The organism is Kribbella sindirgiensis (assembly GCF_004331435.1).
In the GTDB taxonomy this organism is placed as follows: Bacteria; Actinomycetota; Actinomycetes; order Propionibacteriales; family Kribbellaceae; genus Kribbella; species Kribbella sindirgiensis.
On sequence record NZ_SJKA01000010.1, the window covers coordinates 23,016 to 38,842 of the forward strand.

Sequence of the window (15,827 nt, forward strand, 5' to 3'; positions counted from 1 at the left end):
GCGGCCGTGATCAAGATTTCCTCGGTGGGCAGACGATTCGTGCTGCTCGCCGGGGTGATCGCCGTCGCCGGCGGGTTGGCCGCGTGGTGGATTCTGACCGCGGGCCGGGCCGCGAACGAAGGTTTCGACATCACCGACGAGGGCTACTACCTGCTCTCGTACCGGTGGTGGGACAGCAATCCGCTGGCGCTGACCGGTGTGCAGTATCTGTACGGCCCGGTGTTCGAGTGGTTCGGGTACGACATCGTGAAGCTCCGGTTCTTCCGGCTGTTCACGGTGGTCGCCGTCCACGTCCTGTTCGGGTACAGCTTCATGCGGTGGCTGCGCGGGCGGCGGCCTGGGCTGCCGCCGACCCGCCTGTGGGAGGCCGCGGGCACGGTGGTCGTGCTCGCCGCGGGCGGGATGTGTTACAGCTGGCTGCCGCAATCGCCCGGCTACAACGATGTGGTGCTGCTCGGTGCGCTCACGCTGGTGTCCTGCGTGCTGTGGATGGCGACCGCGGTCGACCGCGGTACGTCAGTCCCGTTCTGGATTCTTGTCGCCGCCGGCCTGGTGATCGGCGTGATGGTGCTGGCCAAGTGGACCTCGGTCGTGGTGATCGGGCTGATCGTGATCACCGCGGTGGTCGTCCTGGCCGGTCAGGGCGGGCGAGCCGTTGCCCGCGGCATCCTTTTCGCGCTCGGCGGTCTGGCCTTCGTCGCGCTCGTCGTGCAGCTGTTCGTGGTGCGGCTGAACGTCGCGGTGCCGGGGATCCTCGACGTCAACAGGTTCATCGCCGGTACGTCGTACTCGCCCGCCGAGCTGCTGCAGCTGTACTGGTCGAGCACGATGAAGCTGATCGGTCAGACACTGATCGCGCACGGCCTGCTGCTCCTCGCAACCGCCGTGGCGGTCGTCGCCCGCTGGCGCCGGATCCGGATCGCCGCCGCGGTCTTCGCGCTGGCGGCCCTGGCCTTGTCCGTCCGGCGGGTCGTCGTGGACGACGGGGCTGTCGGTGGCTCGCAGCACATCCCGATGTATGCCGAGACGCTGCTGGCCGCCGTACTGGTCGCGGTCGTGGCCGCGGCCGGCGCCGTGATCGCGGGCCGCGCCGGCGTCACGCCCCGCTCCCGGTTGAGCCGTGAGAACACGCGGACCTGGGTGATCCTGGCGTTGCTCGTCCTACTGCCGCTCGTGCAGGCGTTCGGTACGAACACTCCGCTCTTCACGATCGGCTTCAACGCGTTCGCCGCGTGGGCCGCGGTCATGATCGCAGTACTGACCGGCATCTGGGCGACCCCGATCGTGGCGCGGGTGACGGTCGGACTGGTGCTGACCGGCTCCCTGGTCGCGACCGCGACGATCGCGTACACCGGCCTGTTCCGGTACCCGTACCGCTCCGTCGGCCACTCGCAACTGACCGCGGCCGCGACGATCCCCGCGCTGAACGGCATGTACCTGTCGCAGCCGGCCGAGGAGAACTTCAGCCGCCTGGCCGCCGATCTCCGCCCGTACACCGAGCCGCCCGGGCGGCCGATGCTCGCCTACGACAAGATGGCCGGCCTGGTGCTGATGCTCGGCGGCCGCCCGCTCGGCGAGGCCTGGATCGCGCCCAAGGAACGTGAGCGGACCGCGGCCGGTGTCGAGGAGGTCTGCCGGCACGAGCACCCGTCGAGGCCGCCGCTGGTCATCCTGAACCGGGAGATCTCCGACCGGGAGATCAACGCCCTGCACAGCTGCGGGCTGGACTTCCGCGCCGACTACGAGCAATTGGCGCCCGCCCGGGAGACGATCGGCCTCGAGATCTGGATCCCCAAGGCCGAGCGACCCGCCCCACCCACCGGATGAGATCCTGTTCTCCACGTTCGAACGGGAAGGTGTCGCATGATCAAGGTCGGTGTCCTGGGGGCCAAGGGCAGGATGGGTGCTCAGACGTGCCTCGCGGTCGAGGAGGCTGCCGACTGTGAGCTGGTCGCGCAGCTCGACCAGGGCGACACGCTCGACGCGCTGATCGACGCCGGCGCCGAGGTCGTCGTCGACTTCACCCGGCCCGAGGTCGTGATGGACAACCTGGCCTGGTGCGTCGACCACGGGATCCACGCGGTGGTCGGCACCACCGGCTTCGACGACGAGCGGCTGGCCGCGCTGCGCGGGTTCCTGGAGAAGTCCCCGGAGACCGGCGTACTGATCGCGCCGAACTTCTCGATCGGCGCCGTGCTGATGATGCAGTTCGCCGCGAAGGCCGCGCCGTACTACGAGTCCGTCGAGATCGTCGAGCTGCACCACCCGGACAAGGTGGACGCTCCGTCAGGCACGGCCCGGCGGACGGCCGAGCTGATCGCGGACGCCCGCCGCGAGGCCGGCTCCGGCCCGATCCCGGACGCGACCACGACGGCGCTCGACGGCGCCCGGGGCGCGGACGTCGAGGGGATCCGGGTGCACGGCGTCCGGCTGCGCGGCCTGATCGCGCACCAGGAGGTGCTGTTCGGCGACGAGGGCGAGACGCTGACGATCCGGCACGACTCGATGGCCCGGGTCTCGTTCATGGCCGGCGTCCTGCTCGGCGTCCGGCGGATCGGCGGCGCGCCCGGCCTGACGGTCGGACTCGAGCACTTCATGGATCTCGGCTGAGATGAAAGCCAAGCAGACCGCCTTCGTGCTGGCGGTCGTGTTCGTCGCGTACGCCGTCCTGATCGGCTGGCGAGGCGTGCTGCTGGTCAAGGTCGGTACGCCGGTCGCGGTCGTGCTCGGCCTCGCGGTCCTGGTCATCCCGGTGATCGGAGCGTACCTGGTCTGGCGCGAGATCCAGTTCGGGCGCCGGACCGAGGCGCTGGCCCGCGAACTGGAGGCAGCCGGCGGTCTGCCGGTCGACGATCTGCCGCGGCGGCCGTCCGGCCGGGTGGACCGGACCGCCGCGGACGAGGCCTTCGGGCGGTACCGGTCGGAGGCGGAAGCGGCCCCCGGCGACTGGCGGGCGTGGTTCCGGCTGTCGACGGCGTACGACGCCGCGGGGGACCGGAAACGGGCCCGCGAGGCGATGCGCACCGCCATCGCGCACCACGATCGGACCGCATGAGTTCCGCGGCAGTTCGCCGGGATAACTGACAACCGGGTGTGGAACGCGATATTTTCGCTGGTACGTGGCAGCCGCCACGTAAAGGTCGGAGACTGGGTGGGGCCGTCCTGTGCCATCAGACGGATCTCGCCGCGGCACGGGCGACGGACAAGGAGCTGGGTTCGGCGGACTACTGCGCCGGCACCGACGGGAGGCGGGGCTGTCGCAGGAAGCGTTGGCCGAACGCGCCGGTCTCAGCGTCGACGCGATCGCGGCGTTGGAGCGGGGACGCCGGCGCGCGCCGCGGGCGCAGACGCTGCGGCTGCTCGCGGACGCCCTGCGCCTCGGTGAGCCGGAGCGTTCCCTGCTGTCCGCGGAGGCGCGCAAAGAGGCGGGAGCCGCACGCCTGCCGATGCGGCAACCGCCGGTGCCGGCCAACGAGCTGATCGGGCGGACGACCGAGCTGACCGCGACGACGCGCGTGCTGGGGCAGCACCTGACGCGTCTGCTCACCTTGACCGGGCCGGGCGGGGTCGGCAAGACCCGGCTCACCCTGGCCCTCGCGGCCGATGTGGCGGACAACTTCCGCGACGGCGTCTGCTGGGTGCCGCTCGCGTCGGTGACCGATCCCGCGGCCGTCGCGCCCCTGGTCGCCACGTCGATCGGCATGCATCTGCTGGAGAGCACGCGGCTGCTCGAGGAGATCGCCGAGCAGATCGGCCGGAGCACGATGCTGCTGGTGTTCGACAACTGCTCACACCTGGTCGCGAGTGTCGGGCAAGTCTGCTCGACCTTGCTCGAGTCCTGCCCGAACCTGTCGATCCTGGCGTCCAGCCGCGAACTGCTGCGACTGCCGGGCGAGAGTGTGTACGTCGTTCCCGCGCTGGCCCTGCCGCACGACGAGGACCGGGTGGCGTCGTCGGAAGCGGTGCGGCTGTTCGTCGACCGCGCCACCGCGCGCGGCTACGACCCGACCGGCGAACTCGATCAGGTCGCGCGCGTCGTTCGCCGTCTGGAGGGTATGCCGCTCGCGATCGAGCTGGCCGCGGCGCGGACGAACGTCATGACGATCGAGGAACTGGCGGACGAACTCGAGACGTCGTTCACCATCCTGGCCGGCGGCCCCCGTACCGCGTCGCCTCGCCAGCAGTCGATGTACGGCGCGATCGAGTGGAGCCACGCACTGCTCAGCGAGGCCGAGCGGGAGGTGTTCGCCCGGCTGTCGGTGTTCGCCGGCGGCTGGACGCTGGGCGCCGCCGCTGCGGTGATGCCCGGTGGCGCGACCCGGGTCGAGGCCTTGGACCTCATCGGGCGGCTGGCCGACAAATCACTGATCCGGGTGGTCAGGCGAGAGGGCGTCGCGCGGTACTACATGCTCGCCGTGATCCGGGAGTTCGCGGCCGATCGGCTGCGGGCCACCGGACAGACGGAGGAGGCGGCCGCGCGGCACGCGAGGTACTTCGTCGGCTTGGCCGAGGATTCGCAGAGCCACCTGCGAGGACCGGAGCAGGGGGAGTGGCTCGACCGGTTGGACCGTGAACTCGCGAACCTGCGAGCCGCGATGGCCTGGGCGCTGCGGACCAGCTCGGTCGACGAGGCACTGCGTCTGGCCGGTGGGCTGTGGCTGTTCTGCTACCTCCGCGGGCACTACGCCGAGGGAGGTCAGTGGCTCGAGCGGGCTCTGCAACTCGGCGACTCGGTGCCGCCCGAACGGATCGCGGAGCTCGCGCCGGTGTGCGCGCAGGCGAACCTGGGCGCCGGCACGCTGGCGTTCCTCCAGTGCGAGTACGACGCCGCGACCGAGCGCCTGCAGACCGCTTTGCGGCAGTACAAGGAGCTCGGCGACAAAGCCGGTACCGCGTTGGTGCTGCAGCGGCTCGGCGGCGTCGCCCGGGAACGCGGCGACTACGCGGCGGCCGAGGATCTGCACTGCGAGAGCTTCGACCTGTACGAGAGCGTGGGCGACCGGTCCGGGATGGCCTGGGCACAGAACCACCTCGGCTTCGTGGCCTGGCTCCGCGGCGATCTCGAGGTCGGCGCGCGCCGGTGCCGGCGCGCCCGGGACAGCTTCCGGGCCGTCGGTGACGGCGAGGGACTCGCCTGGTCGCTGATCAGCCTCGGCGCGATCGCGCAGTACGGCGGTGAGCTGGTCGAGGCCGAGGACCTGTTGCAGGAGAGTCTCGCGCTGTCGCAACGGCTCGGTTATCGCGAGGGCGTCGCCTGGTCGCTGAACCAGCTCGGCATCGTCGAACGCCGGCGTGGCCTGACCGACCGTGCCGTTCACCTGCTCGACGAAAGCCTCGCCGAGCATCGTGATCTGGGGGACCGATGGCGGTCGGCGAGTGTGCTCGAGGAGCTGGCCGCCGTCGCACAGCAACGCGAACGCAGCGAGTACGCCGCGTTCCTGCTCGGTGCGGCCGACGGGGTTCGTGAGGTGATCCGCGCGCCGGTGCCGGAGATCGAGAAGGCCGGTTGCGCGGCCACGCGAGCCGCGGTCGAAGCGTCACTCGAGCGCCGGGCCTTCCGGGCCGCCTGGTCGGCCGGTCGCGCGGCGCCGCTGGCCGCGGTCGCGGACGGTTACCCGCCCCGGGAACCGGCCGGGGACCCGGGCTCGGCGCCTGCCGAGCGGAGCCGGGACTGGTTCTGAGCGGGCGTGCCTCGCGGAGCACCACGACCTGGGGGATCGACGATGCCCCGCGAGGGATCTGAGGGCGCGGATCCAGATTCGTGGCCCGGCCGGCTGTGTCCTCTGTCTGACCCCCCAGGCAGTCCCCCCACCTCACAGCCGGCCGAAGCCACGTCGGCGATGGTCACCGTCGTCGAGCCCTCCCAGTCGACGTCCGGGTCCTCCGCGCTTCCTCAAGGTTGCCGTGATCACGCTGCGTCGCACAGGGACGCAACCCTGACATCGCCCTGACAAATTTGTCCTGACAACGAAATCCCCGGTCGGATTTCGCCGACCGTGACCGCGAACTGCCGGTCCGTAGATGAATTCCGGCCGGATTTCAAACGCTCGTTACGGCAGATATCCGGAAACGGCCTGGGTGAATCCGGCGATCTTCCGCAACGGGGCGCCTTCGGTCTCGTCGAAGTCCGGCTCCACGGCCTCCGGAGCCGGAATGCCCTCGCCGGCACAGCTGACGTCCTTGGCCGGCGCGACCCCGGTGGTGAGGAACGTGTTGACGATCCGGTCGGCGCAGCGGTTCACGCCGCCGTACACGCCGTGGTCGCCCTCGCCCGTGACGGTCAGCAGCCGCGAACCGGCGTACCGGCTGTGGGCTGCCGCGGCCAGGCTGTAGCTGGTCGCCGGGTCGTGCACGGACTGCACCATCAGCGTTGTGGGCAAGCCTTTGCCGGTCGGTGTCGGCATCGTCAGGTTCGGGCGGTCCCAGTAGAAGCAGGGGTTCTCGGTCATCGTCCAGCCGACGAGCGGGAAGTGCGGACCGAGGCGGGCGGCGAGCTGTTCGCCGTACTCGCGGCCTTGCGGCCAGACCGAGTCGTTGCAGGTGACCGCGGTGAACGTCGCGTCCTCGGCATCGTCCTCGCCGAGCGTCCGGAGCCCGACGGGCGAGCGGCCGGCGCGCTCCACGAGCTGCTGCTGGCGGGCCTTCGAGAGCGCGTCGACCTGGCGTTGCGCGGCCCGCGGGCCGCCCTTTGCCTGCGTTTCGGAAAGGTCATGAAGAAAGAGCAGGTCGGCTGCGAGGGAATGGAAATCGCGCTTCGAGTACATATCCCCGGTCACCATCAGGTCGAGGGTGTTCTCGTCGTACCTGACATTGACCGCGCCGTCCAGGAACTCCTCGGTCGCGGGTCGCTCCTTGAGGCTCCGTCGTAACCGTTCGTACAGGCGGATGACCGCACCCGGTGACGATCCGAGGTGTAGCTGGTCGTCGTACTTGGCCGCCCAGGGCGCGAAGTCCTCGCGGAACCGGCGCTCGAACGCCTGCGGCTGGCTGACGAACGTGTCCAGCCAGCCCCTGGTGAAGTCCGTGTTCGAGTCGAGCACGAAGCGGCCGACGTGCGCGGGGAAGTAGGTCTGGTAGTACGCCCCGAGCCAGGTGCCGCCGGAGTACCCGACGTAGTCGATCGTGTCGAAGCCGAGCAGCCGGCGGATCAGGTCCATGTCCTGCACCGTCTGCGCGGTGGTGATGTAGGGGAGGAGGCCGCGGGACTGCTGCTCGCAGTACGTCTGCGTCATCTCCGAGGCCTCGGAGATCAGGTCGCGGGTCGCGGGATCGCGGTCGCGCGCGTCCATCGTGTAGCCCGGGGCGCCGTCGCAGCTCACGTTCGAGCTGCCGCCGGTGCCGCGCGGGTCGAAGCCGACGGCGAGGTGGTCCTTGGCGAGCGGTGCCTGGCTCGCGAGGTACGGCGCCATCCCGAGCCCGGCGCCGCCGGGCCCGCCGGGGTTGCCGAACACGACCCGAGTCGGCTTGCCTTTGGGTGGTGCGACCTTGCTGACCGCGATCTGCAGGTCGTGCCCGGCGTGCTGGTTGGCCCAGTCCCGCGGGACGGTGATCTTCGCGCAGTACGTGCGGAGCTCGACGTCACCGCACTCGACCCACTGCGGTTTCTGCTTCAGGTACTTGGATGCCACCGGATGCGGTCTGTCGACCACGCTCGCTGATTCCGTCGACGCGGTCGCTCCCGAGCCGGGGACGACGAGAACAGCGGCTACGGACAGCCCAAGGGCTGCCCCACCAAGGGCCAGGGGAAGCAACTTCATGCAGACTCCAGCGGACGCCACGCGTAATCGGTCCGTGACAATCTGTCATGCCCACCGGAACGGGTCGAGCACCACCCCCGGCCCGTCGCCGATCGGGCGACCTGCTATCGGCGACCTGCGATCGGCGTCGGGGGACTACTCGGTGCCGGGGTCGGTGTGCAGGCGGATCTGCTTGATGCGGACGGACTCGTCGCCGTAGAGGTCGAGTTCGCGGTGGGCGCCGTCGGGGCCCCAGCCGGACTCGGTGTAGAAGGCGCGGAGGACGTCGTCGGTCGAGTTGACCCAGACGGTGACCCGGCGGAAGCCGTCGGCGCGGATCGTGTCGACGACGGCGTTCAGCAGGCGCGAGCCGTGGCCGGCGCGGGTCGCCTCGGGGCTGACGGCCAGCTCGGCGATCAACGCGTCGTTCTGCGGGTCGGCGTCCGGGTCGTCGGACGGGGTGATGGCCGCGAAGCCGACCAGCGTCCGGCCGGCCAGCGCGACCATCACCCGGTTCCGCGCCTCGCCCGGAGCGACCAGCGCGGCCCGCCACTGCGCCGCGAACTGCGCCGGGTTGAGATCGGCGAGGACATCGGCCGGCAGCAGCCCGGCGTACGACGTACGCCAGGCTGCGACCTGAATCTCGCCGATCTCTCCTGCCTCCGCGGGCAGGGCGAGCCGCACGCTCGTCTCGGCCACCGGGGTATCGCCTGACAGATCCGAGAGGTTGGCGGGTTCCGGTACGCCGAAGTCACTCATGCCTGCCATCCTCGCAAGTCAGTAGACGAGCTTGCGCAGCAGGGTCTCGGCCGGACCGCGGTACGAACGCCGGCTCATCGCGTACGCCCCGGCGACCGAGACGACCCAGACGCCGATCGCGACCAGCGCCGCGGTGTACGCCGTACTTCCGAACCGCAGGTTCAGCGTGAACGGGGCCAGCAGGATCATCCACGAGACCGACTGGAACAGGTACCCGGACAGCGACCGCTGACCGAGTGCGGAGATCGCGCGGACCGGCAGCGACAGCGTGCGGATCCGCAGGACGAGCAGGCCGAACAGAGCGACGTACCCCGGGCCGCCGAACATGCCGGACACGTGCGACAGCAGGCTCAACGCGTCCACCGCGCTCTTGTCGACGTGCATCCAGCCGGCTCCGACCAGTGCGAGCGGCAGGCCGCCCACGACGGTGATGCCGAGACCGCCGACGGCCACTCGGGTGAGGACGGTCTTGTGGGCGCCCGGGTTCTCCAGGATCTGCTTGCGGGCGGCCCAGATGCCGAGCCAGACGATCATGATGAAGGGGATGACGCTCGCGGCGTGCAGCGGGTACTCGTGCAGGCGGTCGACCAGGCTGCCCAGGTACGACGACGCGGCCAGCGACGGGTTCGGGGAGTTCGTCAGCGCGTGCGCCGGGCCGGTGCTGTTGACGACCGCGAGCGCGGCGCGGGCCCCGATGAACAGGACCTCGACGGCCATCAACGCCCAGATCGCGAGCACGATCCGGTGGAACTTGTCGCCGCGGTTGAGCAGGAACAGCGTGCAGATGATGCCGACGATGCCGTACGCGCCGAGGAAGTCGCCGAAGTACAGCAGGGTCGCGTGGGCGAGACCGAAGCCGATCAGCCAGGCATTGCGCTTGAGCAGGATCCGCCGGACGGCGCCGGGGGTGGCGCCCGAGGAGCACTGCCGGCGGAACAGCTGCACGAGGCCGTAGCCGAACATCACCGCGAACACCGGGTAGGCCCGGGCGTCGACGAAGGTGAGCTTGAGGAAGTTCAGGATGCGTTCGAAGCCGTGCGGCGCGCTCTCCACGCCGGGCTGGCCGGCGAACGCGAAGTTGGCGCTGTTCGCCAGGCCGATCAGCAGCAGCATCGCGCCGCGGATCAGATCGGGTGCGAGCGCTCGTTCCTTACCGGTGACCGGTCCGCGATGGTCGACGGCCGGGAGGGTGGTGGTCACGGGATCCTCCGAAAACTGTGGAAGGGTTGAGCTGTTGAATCCATCCTCGCGACCCCGAGCGGGCCTCCCCAGAGCGTCAAACCCACTCCCGGGGTGGGCCCAGCACCACCTTTGTGACACTTGTTGTTGATTCGGACGAAAAGTGTCACATATGCTGCGGGTATGGACTTCCAGGCGACCATCGACGCCGACGGCCGGATCGAGCCGCGGGACGCGATGCCGGACGGGTACCGCAAGACCCTGATCCGGCAGATCGCGCAGCACGCGCACTCCGAGATCATCGGCATGCAGCCCGAGGGCAACTGGATCGGTCGCGCGCCGTCGCTGCGCCGCAAGGCGATCCTGATGGCGAAGGTGCAGGACGAGGCCGGCCACGGTCTCTACCTGTACGCCGCCGCGGAGACGCTCGGCGTGGACCGCGCGGACCTGCTCGACCTGCTGCACAGCGGGAAGCAGAAGTACTCCAGCATCTTCAACTACCCGACGCTGACCTGGGCCGACATCGGCGCGATCGGCTGGCTGGTCGACGGCGCCGCGATCGTCAACCAGGTCCCGCTCTGCCGCTGCTCGTACGGGCCGTACGCGCGGGCCATGGTCCGGGTCTGCAAGGAGGAGTCGTTCCACCAGCGGCAGGGGTTCGAGATCCTGCACACGCTGTCGCAGGGCACCGAGGCGCAGAAGGCGATGGCGCAGGACGCCCTGAACCGCTGGTGGTGGCCGTCGCTGATGATGTTCGGTCCGCCGGACGCGGCGTCGACGCATTCGGAGCAGTCGATGGCGTGGGGGATCAAGCGGCACAGCAACGACGAGCTGCGGCAGCGGTTCGTCGACATGACCGTGCCACAGGCCGACGTACTCGGGCTGCGTGTCCCGGACGACGGCCTGGTCTACGAGGACGGGCACTACCGGTTCACCGAGCCCGACTACACCGAGCTGTACGACGTGGTGAAGGGCAACGGCCCGTGCAACCAGCAGCGGCTGTCGCATCGCGTGAAGGCGCACGAGGACGGCGCCTGGGTGCGCGAAGCCGCGGCTGCGTATGCCGCGAAGAAGGAGGCTCGCGCCGCATGACCGAGCGAAGCGAGGTCACCAGCAAGCACAGTGTCGAGCCGCTGTACGAGGTCTTCGTCCGCTCGCGGCGTGGGTTGTCGCACACCCATGTCGGCAGCCTGCACGCGCCGGACGCAACGATGGCGTTGCGGAACGCGCGGGACGTCTACACGCGCCGGCAGGAAGGCGTGTCGATCTGGGTGGTGCGGGCGGCCGACATCACCGCGTCCTCGCCGGACGAGAAGGACGAGTTCTTCGACCCGGCCGGCGACAAGGTGTACCGGCACCCGACGTTCTACGAGGTCCCGGAAGGTGTCGAGCACCTGTGAGCGACCTCTTCGCCTACACACTCCGCCTCGGTGACGACGCGCTGATCTCCGCGCAGCGCACCGGCGAGTGGATCGCGGCCGCGCCGCAGCTCGAGGAAGACGTTGCGCTCGGCAACATTGCGCTGGACCAGCTCGGGCAGGCGCGTTCGCTGCTGCAGTACGCCGGCTCGCTCGACGGCCGCACCGAGGACGAGCTCGCGTACTTCCGGGACGAGCGCGAGTTCCTGAACGTGCAGCTGTGCGAGCTGCCGAACGGCGACTTCGGGTTCGCGATGGCACGGTTGCTGTACTTCGCGACGTACCAGCATCTGCTGTACGACGAGCTGCGGTCGTGTGCCGACGAGACGCTCGCGGGCGTGGCGGGGAAGGCGGTCAAGGAGGTCGCGTACCACGTCGACCATGCGACGCAGTGGGTGTTGCGGCTGGGCGATGGCACCGAGGAGAGCCACCGGCGGATGCAGGCCGGGCTGGACACTCTTTGGCCCTACACCGCGGAGCTCTTCGAGTCCGACGCGTTGGTGCAGCGGCTGGAGGTCGCGGTCGACCCGGCGACCTTGCACGACTCGTGGAGCGATCGCGTGCTGGCCGTGATCGACGAGTCCACGTGCGAGCGGCCTTCGTCCTCGTACCAGCATTCGGGCGGTCGTTCGGGTCGTCATACCGAGCACATGGGTTATCTGCTGGCCGAGCTGCAGCACGTCGCCAGATCCCATCCAGGTGCGACATGGTGACCGAAGAAGCGATCTTCGAGGCCGTCGGCCAGGTCGCGGACCCCGAGGTCCCGGTGCTCACGATCGCGGACCTCGGCGTACTGCGCGGCGTACGGCGCGAGGGTGACGAGGTCGTCGTGACGATCACCCCGACGTACTCCGGCTGCCCCGCCATGGACCTGATCCGCCACGAGGTCGAACTGACCTTGCAGTCGCTGCACGTCCACGGACGGGTCGAGACGGTCCTGTCGCCGGCGTGGACAACTGACTGGATGACCGAAGCAGGCAAGACCAAGCTGACCGACTACGGCATCGCCCCGCCATCCAGCACCGGGCCGGTCCTCCTGCAGTTGAGCGTCCGCTGTCCCTTGTGCGGCTCGCCCAACACGTCCGAACTCAGCCGCTTCGGCTCCACGTCCTGCAAATCCCTGTGGCGCTGCAACAGCTGTAAAGAACCCTTCGACCACTTCAAGGCGATCTGAGATGACGACCATCGCCCCGCGCCGGCGCGCCACCTTCCACGCCCTCAAGGTCGCCGCGATCGAGTCCGTCACCGACGACTCGGTCGCGATCACCTTCGCCGTACCACCGGACCTCGCGGCCGAGTACGAGTTCACCGCCGGCCAGCACCTGACCATCCGCCGGGCCGGAGAAGAGGTACGCCGCAGCTACTCGATCTGCTCACCCGCGGGATCGGGCGTGCTGCGGATCGGCGTGAAGCGGCTCCCCGGCGGCGAGTTCTCGTCGTACGCCGCCAAGGACCTGAAGGTCGGCGACGAACTCGAGGTGATGACCCCGCTCGGCCGCTTCGGTACGACGCTCGACGTCGCGAACGCGAAGCACTACGCGTTCGTTGCCGCGGGCAGCGGAATCACGCCCGTCCTGTCGCTGGTCGCGACGGTGCTCGCGATCGAACCGGACAGCCGGGTGACGTTGCTGTACGGCAACCGGACCGCGGGTTCGGTGATGTTCGCCGACGAGCTGGCCGACCTGAAGGACCGGTACGCCGAGCGCCTGCACCTCGTCCACGTGTTGTCACGCGAGACGACCGAGGTGGAGCTCTTCAGCGGCCGCATCGACGCGGACCGGCTGCGGCGGATGTTCGCGACGATCCTCCCGCTGGACTCCGTCGACGAGTGGTTCCTGTGCGGCCCGTACGCGATGGTCGTCGGCGCGCAGGAACTGCTGCTGTCCGAGGGCGTCGCGCGCGAACACGTGCACGCCGAGCTGTTCCACGTCGGCGACGAGGCACCGAAGGCGCCGGTCGAGGAGACGGCCATTGACGAGGACGCGGCCCAGGTGACCGTGATCCTCGACGGCCGCCGGTCGACGTTCCCGCTGGGGGAGCACTCGAAGGCCGTGCTGGACGCGACGCTCGCCGTACGGTCCGACGCGCCGTTCGCCTGCAAGGGCGGCGTGTGCGGCACCTGCCGCGCGAAGGTCCTCGACGGCAGCGTCCGGATGGACACGAACTGGGCGCTGGAGCCCGACGAGATCCGCGCCGGCTACGTCCTCACCTGCCAGTCCCACCCCACCACACCCACGGTGACCCTCGACTTCGACGCCTGACCCCGGGACCTGGTTCACTCCCGCGCATGACCGAACCTTTCCCTGTGCCACGTCCGATCACGACCGAGGAACGGGAGTTCGTCGCGACCGTCGAGGAGTCGATGCGGCCCGCGTTTCTCGAGGCGGTGGGCCGCGAGTTCGGTCCCTACGGCCGGCCGACGGACGAGGTCGTGGAGCAGATGTCGGCCGCGGCTCCGGGGCACCGTCTGCAGACGGCCGTCGAGGCGAACATGAGCAGGAGCACTCACTTCGACGCGTTACCCGCGGAGGAGCGGTCGGCGGTCGCCGAGCAGGCCGCTCTCGTCACCGCCAAGAGGATCGACGCGAGACTGACGGTGCAGGCCGCCGACAGCCGGCTCGGCGAGCTGGTAGGCAAAGGCGCGGACCGGCTGCTTCGCGGAGAGTACGAGAGGGTGGCTCAGGAGGCCGGCGGCGAGGTCGGCCTGGTGCTCGGCGGCGCCATCAACCGAGCCCGCTTCGTCCACCAGCTGGCAGAAACCCAACGCCACGCCGCCGCCGGCGTCACTCCACCCGGCCAACGCCCCGATCCCCGAACGGCCTCGAGCACCCCCAACACTCCCGCCACAAAACCAGCCGACCGCACCAAACCCAACCGCCCCCAACCCCACACCCGCGGCTGACCTGCACCCCTCCACCGCCCCGGCCGCCCCCGCCCGAACCCTCGCCCCAACCCCATTTGCCTGGCTGACCCACGAATTTGCCTGGCTGACCCATGAAATCGGGGGTTCCGCACCCTCAATCAGGGTGCGGAACCCCCGATATCGCTGGTGAGCCAGCCAAATGCGGGTGGGCGAGCGCCGGAGGGGCGCCGAGCGGTGGGCGCGCCAAGCGGTGGGCGCGTCGAGCGGAGGGCGTCGAGCGGACGGGCGCCGAGTGGTGGGGCGGGGTGGGGGTCAGTCGGTGCCGGATTCCATGGCGGCGCGGTCGAGGAGTTCGTCTTCCTCGGTGGCCTCGCCGCGGGAGGCGATGGCTTCGGCGCCGCCCTTCGGGAGTTCGCCGATCAGTTCGGTGGACGACGCGAGCGCGGGGTTGGACGAGCCGAACATCCCGAGACCGGCGTACTGCTCCAGCTTCGCGCGGGAGTCCGCGATGTCCAGGTTCCGCATGGTCAGCTGGCCGATCCGGTCGACCGGGCCGAACGCCGAGTCCTCGATCCGCTCCATCGACAGCTTGTCGGGGTGGTAGCTGAGCGCGGGACCGGTGGTGTCGATGATCGAGTAGTCCTCGCCGCGCCGCAGCCGGAGCGTGACCTCACCGGTCACCGCCGTACCTACCCACCGCTGCAGCGATTCCCGCACCATCAGCGCTTGTGGGTCGAGCCAACGGCCTTCGTACATCAGCCGTCCGAGCTTGCGGCCCTCGGTGTGGTAGCTGGCGAGCGTGTCCTCGTTGTGGATCGCGTTCACCAGCCGCTCGTACGCGGCGTGCAGCAGCGCCATCCCGGGCGCCTCGTAGATACCGCGGGACTTGGCCTCGATGACCCGGTTCTCGATCTGGTCCGACATGCCCAGCCCGTGCCGGCCGCCGATCGCGTTCGCCTCCAGGACGAGGTCGACCGCCGTACCGAACTCCTTGCCGTTGATCGTCACCGGCCGGCCCTGTACGAACCCGATCGTGACGTCCTCGGCGGCGATCTCCACGGACGGGTCCCAGTGCGCGACGCCCATGATCGGGTCGACCGTCTCCACCCCGGTGTCGAGGTGTTCGAGGGTCTTCGCCTCGTGGGTGGCGCCCCAGATGTTCGCGTCGGTGGAGTACGCCTTCTCGGTGCTGTCCCGGTACGGCAGGCCGTGCGTGACCAGCCACTCGGACATCTCCTTCCGGCCGCCGAGCTCGTGCACGAACTGCGCGTCCAGCCACGGCTTGTAGATCCGCAGCTGCGGGTTCGCGAGCAGGCCGTAGCGGTAGAACCGCTCGATGTCGTTGCCCTTGAAGGTCGAGCCGTCGCCCCAGATCTGGACGTCGTCGTCGAGCATCGCCTTGACCAGCAGGGTGCCGGTCACCGCCCGCCCGATCGGGGTGGTGTTGAAGTACGTCCGCCCGCCGGACCGGATGTGGAACGCGCCGCAGGCCAGCGCCGCGAGCCCTTCCTCGACGAGCGCGGCGCGGCAGTCCACGAGCCGGGTGATCTCGGCCCCGTACGCCGTCGCGCGGCCGGGGACCGACCCGATGTCGGGCTCGTCGTACTGCCCGAGATCAGCGGTGTACGTGCACGGGATCGCACCCTTGTCCCGCATCCACGCAACCGCAACCGACGTGTCGAGACCACCCGAGAAGGCAATCCCGACCCGCTCACCGACCGGCAAAGAAGTAAGCACCTTGGACACAGGAAAAGTATGCACCCTCCTGCATGATTATGCAAAGCCGCCCCACCTCAACCCCCTCTTTGGGCCTCATCAACCACCTCAAGCCCTCTTTGAGCCCCGGCCAACCGAATTCGGCGGCGAGATTTG

Annotated in this window: 14 protein-coding genes; 10 read left to right on the top strand and 4 right to left on the bottom strand. The window is 69.7% G+C overall.

Going from position 1 to position 15,827, the window contains the following annotated elements:
* The first annotated feature begins 6 nt into the window (after positions 1-6).
* The 4 genes from E0H50_RS26390 (at position 7) to E0H50_RS26405 (ending at position 5,681) form a co-directional block, all read left to right on the top strand.
* Positions 7-1,827, top strand: a complete 1,821-nt coding sequence (locus E0H50_RS26390) for a hypothetical protein (protein WP_131293215.1) — start codon at positions 7-9, stop codon at positions 1,825-1,827.
* Positions 1,828-1,863: 36 nt separating this feature from the next.
* On the top strand, positions 1,864-2,610 hold the full coding sequence (gene dapB, locus E0H50_RS26395) for a 4-hydroxy-tetrahydrodipicolinate reductase (RefSeq protein ID WP_131293216.1): 747 nt from the start codon (positions 1,864-1,866) through the stop codon (positions 2,608-2,610).
* Between the two features lies 1 nt (position 2,611).
* The gene (locus E0H50_RS26400) at positions 2,612-3,055 is read left to right on the top strand and encodes a hypothetical protein (protein WP_131293217.1); all 444 of its coding nucleotides are present in this window, start codon (positions 2,612-2,614) and stop codon (positions 3,053-3,055) included.
* Between the two features lie 109 nt (positions 3,056-3,164).
* Positions 3,165-5,681: an ATP-binding protein gene (locus tag E0H50_RS26405; protein WP_131293218.1), complete on the top strand. Its 2,517-nt coding sequence runs from the start codon at positions 3,165-3,167 to the stop codon at positions 5,679-5,681.
* A 369-nt stretch (positions 5,682-6,050) separates the two neighbouring features.
* Here the strand turns inward: E0H50_RS26405 and E0H50_RS26410 are convergent, their stop codons facing one another.
* From E0H50_RS26410 to E0H50_RS26420, 3 genes are all read right to left on the bottom strand, one after another.
* Complete coding sequence (locus E0H50_RS26410; RefSeq protein WP_131293219.1) at positions 6,051-7,757, bottom strand: alpha/beta hydrolase; 1,707 nt, start codon at positions 7,755-7,757, stop codon at positions 6,051-6,053.
* Positions 7,758-7,892: 135 nt separating this feature from the next.
* Positions 7,893-8,495 carry a GNAT family N-acetyltransferase gene (locus E0H50_RS26415; protein WP_131293220.1) on the bottom strand — a complete coding sequence of 201 codons (603 nt, stop codon included), beginning with the start codon at positions 8,493-8,495 and terminating at the stop codon, positions 7,893-7,895.
* Between the two features lie 18 nt (positions 8,496-8,513).
* Positions 8,514-9,695, bottom strand: coding sequence for a DUF418 domain-containing protein (locus E0H50_RS26420; protein ID WP_238151222.1), 1,182 nt, complete (start codon positions 9,693-9,695; stop codon positions 8,514-8,516).
* 162 nt (positions 9,696-9,857) lie between these two features.
* On the opposite strand from E0H50_RS26420, the gene paaA reads away from it, so the two are divergent.
* From paaA to E0H50_RS26450, 6 genes are read left to right on the top strand one after another with little or no spacing between them, the layout of a single operon-like run.
* Complete coding sequence (gene paaA, locus E0H50_RS26425; protein ID WP_131293221.1) at positions 9,858-10,766, top strand: 1,2-phenylacetyl-CoA epoxidase subunit PaaA; 909 nt, start codon at positions 9,858-9,860, stop codon at positions 10,764-10,766.
* On the top strand, positions 10,763-11,074 hold the full coding sequence (paaB, locus tag E0H50_RS26430) for a 1,2-phenylacetyl-CoA epoxidase subunit PaaB (RefSeq protein WP_131293222.1): 312 nt from the start codon (positions 10,763-10,765) through the stop codon (positions 11,072-11,074). The genes paaA and paaB overlap by 4 nt, the downstream gene beginning before the upstream one ends.
* Complete coding sequence (gene paaC / locus E0H50_RS26435; RefSeq protein ID WP_131293223.1) at positions 11,071-11,805, top strand: 1,2-phenylacetyl-CoA epoxidase subunit PaaC; 735 nt, start codon at positions 11,071-11,073, stop codon at positions 11,803-11,805. The genes paaB and paaC overlap by 4 nt, the downstream gene beginning before the upstream one ends.
* Positions 11,799-12,266: a 1,2-phenylacetyl-CoA epoxidase subunit PaaD gene (paaD, locus tag E0H50_RS26440; RefSeq protein WP_131293224.1), complete on the top strand. Its 468-nt coding sequence runs from the start codon at positions 11,799-11,801 to the stop codon at positions 12,264-12,266. The genes paaC and paaD overlap by 7 nt, the downstream gene beginning before the upstream one ends.
* A 1-nt stretch (position 12,267) precedes the next feature.
* Positions 12,268-13,353 (top strand): 1,2-phenylacetyl-CoA epoxidase subunit PaaE, encoded by a 1,086-nt coding sequence (paaE, locus tag E0H50_RS26445; protein WP_131293225.1) that lies wholly within the window; start codon positions 12,268-12,270, stop codon positions 13,351-13,353.
* A 26-nt stretch (positions 13,354-13,379) separates the two neighbouring features.
* Complete coding sequence (locus tag E0H50_RS26450; protein ID WP_131293226.1) at positions 13,380-13,994, top strand: hypothetical protein; 615 nt, start codon at positions 13,380-13,382, stop codon at positions 13,992-13,994.
* Between the two features lie 273 nt (positions 13,995-14,267).
* On the opposite strand, the gene argG is transcribed toward E0H50_RS26450, so the two are convergent.
* Positions 14,268-15,701 carry an argininosuccinate synthase gene (argG, locus tag E0H50_RS26455; protein ID WP_131293227.1) on the bottom strand — a complete coding sequence of 478 codons (1,434 nt, stop codon included), beginning with the start codon at positions 15,699-15,701 and terminating at the stop codon, positions 14,268-14,270.
* Positions 15,702-15,827 lie beyond the last annotated feature (126 nt).

Coding starts and splice junctions, on each gene's coding strand:
- paaE (WP_131293225.1), top strand. CDS start 12,268: ATGACGACCATCGCCCCGCGCCGGCGCGCCACCTTCCACGCCCTCAAG.
- E0H50_RS26400 (WP_131293217.1), top strand. CDS start 2,612: ATGAAAGCCAAGCAGACCGCCTTCGTGCTGGCGGTCGTGTTCGTCGCG.
- dapB (WP_131293216.1), top strand. CDS start 1,864: ATGATCAAGGTCGGTGTCCTGGGGGCCAAGGGCAGGATGGGTGCTCAG.
- E0H50_RS26450 (WP_131293226.1), top strand. CDS start 13,380: ATGACCGAACCTTTCCCTGTGCCACGTCCGATCACGACCGAGGAACGG.
- paaA (WP_131293221.1), top strand. CDS start 9,858: ATGGACTTCCAGGCGACCATCGACGCCGACGGCCGGATCGAGCCGCGG.
- paaD (WP_131293224.1), top strand. CDS start 11,799: ATGGTGACCGAAGAAGCGATCTTCGAGGCCGTCGGCCAGGTCGCGGAC.
- paaB (WP_131293222.1), top strand. CDS start 10,763: ATGACCGAGCGAAGCGAGGTCACCAGCAAGCACAGTGTCGAGCCGCTG.
- E0H50_RS26410 (WP_131293219.1), bottom strand. CDS start 7,757: ATGAAGTTGCTTCCCCTGGCCCTTGGTGGGGCAGCCCTTGGGCTGTCC.
- E0H50_RS26415 (WP_131293220.1), bottom strand. CDS start 8,495: ATGAGTGACTTCGGCGTACCGGAACCCGCCAACCTCTCGGATCTGTCA.